At 53.9% G+C, this 4,353-nt stretch carries 3 protein-coding genes; all 3 read left to right on the forward strand.

Features of this window, described 5'->3' with window-relative positions; translation table 11 throughout:
* The first annotated feature begins 571 nt into the window (after window positions 1-571).
* The 3 genes from JUK32_RS12625 (at window position 572) to psb29 (ending at window position 3,941) form a co-directional block, all read left to right on the forward strand.
* Window positions 572-1,351: an HpsJ family protein gene (locus tag JUK32_RS12625; protein WP_204139214.1), complete on the forward strand. Its 780-nt coding sequence runs from the start codon at window positions 572-574 to the stop codon at window positions 1,349-1,351.
* 232 nt (window positions 1,352-1,583) lie between these two features.
* Window positions 1,584-3,002: an MFS transporter gene (locus JUK32_RS12630; protein WP_239112608.1), complete on the forward strand. Its 1,419-nt coding sequence runs from the start codon at window positions 1,584-1,586 to the stop codon at window positions 3,000-3,002.
* Window positions 3,003-3,152: 150 nt separating this feature from the next.
* Window positions 3,153-3,941, forward strand: coding sequence for a photosystem II biogenesis protein Psp29 (psb29, locus tag JUK32_RS12635; protein WP_204139215.1), 789 nt, complete (start codon window positions 3,153-3,155; stop codon window positions 3,939-3,941).
* Window positions 3,942-4,353: the final 412 nt, after the last annotated feature.

Raw genomic sequence — 4,353 nt, forward strand, 5'->3', positions numbered from 1 at the left:
CGACGCATTCCTGACCGTGGCACCTTAGCGTGCGAAACCACCGCTTGGTACATCGAGCGCAATCGCTTACACAAGTCCGTCAATTGGCAGTTTACGACCGCAGATGCACGGATTCGACTCAAGCGGCTTTACCCACAACCACAAATTGATAACTGACAGACCACTAGGCATCCTCCGCCCTGAGTTAAAGTTATTTTCTTGAAGGCGGGGCAGGCCTGCTAGCGATGGTGCGCTCCCCAGCAGGTAGCTAATGCCTGCACAACCCTGACAAAATTGCTGTCAAAGTTGCGTCAGTCTGGGGTCGGTGTCAGCCAACCCAGTCTATTCGCCCTGCGCCTCAGTCGCTCCGGAAACCTAGAGAACGGCTCATCGGTTCTGTCATGAGTGTTAAAGTTTTCGCCAAACATTTCGCGGGGTACAGCGTTTAGGTGTAACTTTGAGAAGTCAATTTTGGCCCATCCGCCAACCGCAAAACCCTTACAAACTAAATTTGTCTGCCTCGTGCCATGCCGCTGATTTAATTGAGCGCAAGTGGGGCAAACTATTGTGAACATTAGCCCAAAATACTTTTATGACTGCTGAAAAACCTTTTGCCAGCGCGGCTGCCTCCCCCCTCGCGGCGACCGCCCTCAAATTAGTCGGTATCGTTACTATCCTGTCAGCACTGCTCGATTTTCTGGTGCTGTTAATTCCTCCCAATTTTTTAGATGCGCAGTGGCAATTGAATGCCACCACTCAAATCGTGGATCGGGGCATTGTGCCGCTAGTTGGGATCGCTCTGTTGCTGACAGGCTACTGGATTGACCGCAGTGCTGGGACTGCAAAGGCAGGCGGCAATCTGCTGACCGACCTGCGGTTTTGGACTTGCATAGTTTCCAGCATTTTGGGCCTCGTTTTCTTGCTGCTGACGTTTTTGCATGTCAACAATGTGCGCATCACCGCTCAGGGAGCGTTGGCGCAGGTCTCTCGGGAGGCCAATCAGGCCCGCGAAGAATTGGGCCAGCGGCTAGAAGGTGAACTCAGCCAACAGTTGAGCCAGCTTGAAGTCTTGTTTCAGGATGAAGCACTGTTAGAGCAGGCGATCGCGGCCGGCCAGTTACCAGAAGAGATTCAACAGTTTCAGGGCAATCCCGATGGTTTGAATGAGTTTCTGTCACAGCGAGCCGGACAAGCTGCCCAAGAGATTGAAACGGAAATTGGCACCCGGCAGGAAGATGCCCGTGCCCAAGTCCGACAAGAGGCGATCAAATCTGCTGCGCGGATTTCGATCAGTAGCTTCCTGATGTCGATCGCTTACATCGTTATCGGTTGGACGGGGCTGCGTCGACTCATGAGCATGGGCGGTGCATAAGGGTCAGCTCATTATCACGACTTAATTGCGCCTCTCAACAGCCCGATCAATGGCAGTTTTATCTGTGATTGGTCGGGCTTTCGATTGGGCACTGCAACCCAAATCGTGGTTAAATCAGCGATCGCCGGGGTATTGCGACCCGCCGCTCAGTTGCAAAATTCCCGGCTTTCGATACAGGATGGAGGACAAAGGATGTCGGCGTCTTGGTAAGCCGCATCTAGGAGCCTAAATCTTGCAAAAATTGCCGCCTTTGCCGTTTTCAGTCAAATTTGCGTACGGTACTGGGGAACTAGCAGCGGCGGTGCCATCAAGCCTATCGGCCTTTTTCCTGCTGTACTTTTTTACCGATGTCGCGGGCATGACTCCAGCACTGGCGGGGGGCGTGCTGATGTTTGGCCGTTTGTGGGATGCCATTAATGATCCGCTAATTGGCTGGCTTAGCGATCGCACGCGATCGCCTCTCGGCCGCCGCTATCCTTGGATGTTGGCAGGGGCAGTACCGCTGTCCATTTGCTTTATCTTGCTGTGGACGGTGCCGCCAGTGGAAACCCAGTGGGGACTCTTCACTTACTACGCGGTCCTGTCACTGTTCGCTTTTGCGTCGCTCACCTCAGTACAGCTGCCCTACACCGCTCTCGCCGCAGAGCTGTCAGATGATTACGATGAGCGCACAGCCCTGATTGGCATGAAGTCGGCCTTCAGTATTGGCGGCAGCATTTTGGGCTTGGTGATGGCCCAAATCGTGTTCGATCGTATTAGTGACCCCGAGGCGCAATATCACTTGCTGGGTCGGCTATCGGCGAGTCTGGCCGTATTTATGATCGTGCTGTGTATCGTCGGCACCTATCGCCGCTACTGGCAGGTGCAGGCCCACCGCGATCGCCTCGTCTCGCAACCGGCTACCACCTCTTTATTTGTCGAAATTCGCAGTGTTTTTCGGAACAGCGCATTCCGCAAAATCCTGGGTCTTTATCTCTGCGGTTGGATTGGCATTCAACTCACAGCGGTCATGCTGCCCTATTTTGTCGGCGCTTGGATGGGTCTGCCAGAAAGCCATTTTGCTCGCATGGCCCTGACCGTCCAGGGCACCGCAATCGCTATGGTCGTCGTGTGGGAGCGAGTGGCGAAGTTCAGCGATAAGCGAACCATCTTTTTATTAGGCGCACCCTTGTCGATTTTGGCACTGATTGCCCTGCTAACGCTGCAACCCGGCAATGTGAAAATGATGTATCTGTTGGGCATGTTCGCCGGGATGGGGGTCGCAACGCTCTACATGGTGCCCTTTTCCATGCTGCCTGACGTGGTTGACCTGGACGAGTTGCAAACGGGATTGCGGCGCGAAGGGCTGTATTTCAGCGCGGTCGTCTTTCTGCAAAAAGTGGGCATTGCGATCGCGCTGTTCGCGTCAGGCACCTTGCTCGATTTGACTGGGTTTGTGGCCAATGCCACCAGCCAGCCAGGGCTAGCCCTTTGGACAATTCGCCTACTCATCGGGCCACTGCCGGCGGTGTTGTTGCTGGGCAGTGTGTGGTTTGCCTATCGCTACCCGATTAGCCGCGATCGCCATCAGCAGATTTTGCTCGCACTGGCCGAGCGCCGTCCGCCACAACAACCGGCCCCAACCACTGACATCGCGAAAAAGTCAGGTTAATCCCCGTGGTCTGGGAAGCGTTGATGCCGCGACTTTGCTGGCTGCTGATCCCCACGCTTTTCAGGCGGCTTGATTGAGAGGTTGAAGATGATCCCTTGGCAAAGCGTCTGCAAACGGTAAGATAGAAAAGCTGTAGCCTCGGCAAGTCTTGTGAGCAACGTTCGCACTGTATCTGACACCAAACGCGCCTTTTACGAAAATTTTGACCGTCCAGTTACGTCGGTGTATCGCCGCGTGATTGAAGAACTCATGGTGGAGATGCATCTCCTTTCGGTGAGTGGTGACTTTGTCTATGACCCCATCTATGCATTAGGCATCGTTACGACTTACGACACCTTTATGGAAGGCTATCGCCCCGAGAGTGATGTCGAGCCAATTTTTGTGGCGTTGTGCAAATCCGTAGAGTCTACACCTGAGCAATATCGCCACGACGCCCAGCACGCTCTGAGTACCGTTGAGGGCATGTCGCTGGATGATCTCAAGGCACTCTTGGGCAATTTACCAGAAGCCAATTCAGAAGGGCTAGCGGCAATTTTGAAAGGGGTGGCTGAGCGCGATCGCTTCAAATACAGCCGAGCTTTTGGCATCGGCTTTTATACCCTCACCGCCAAGATTGACCCTGATTTAGTACAAGACAAAGAGCCCTTGATGGTCTTTATGAAGGAGGCCGCCGAAGCCCTCGGCATCTCCTTCGACAAACTGCAAAAAGATATCGAGCTCTATCGCAGCAACCTGGACAAAATGGTGCAGGCCAAAGCACTGATGGCGGAAGTGCTGGAAGCAGAACGCAAAAAGCGGGAAGAACGAGCCCAGGCGATCGCTGAAAAAGAACAGGCAACGAACTCGCCAGAGTCAGCCGATACAGCGCCAGAAGCAGTGGCTGAGCCAGTTGCCACGCCAACCACCGCAGAACCCGACGAGCAGACGCCTTCGGCTTAGTCGTACCACGGGGGCACCCTGGTGGGAAAGCCGCCCGGATGGGTTACTGCCGTTTAGGGACTGTGACAATCTCCGAGCAATTTGCATAAACCGCGAAGCCTGATGCTGCTGATATTAAGCCAGTGTCAGGCTGACTCTTTTTGCCATCCGTTGGTGGATACAAATCGGTGGATACAAATAAACGTCGGCATCGGTAAATTGTGTTGAGGAACGCCCCCCCACATTCGAATGGGTGATGCGGCGCTGCTCTCTTCTACGCAGGGGGTAAAAATTTAATTTAACGCGACCGACTCATTGAGCCGGATCGGGAAGCCGGATCAGAGGCTCTGCAAGCATTGCTCACTGGTGCAGAAAAGTTTTGGGAGCAAAGTATCGGTAGTCTCATCGTGAGAAAGTCGTCACTTTCGAGAAC

This window comes from Halomicronema sp. CCY15110 (genome assembly GCF_016888165.1).
Lineage (GTDB): Bacteria > Cyanobacteriota > Cyanobacteriia > Phormidesmidales > Phormidesmidaceae > Halomicronema.

Coding starts and splice junctions, on each gene's coding strand:
- JUK32_RS12625 (WP_204139214.1), top strand. CDS start 572: ATGACTGCTGAAAAACCTTTTGCCAGCGCGGCTGCCTCCCCCCTCGCG.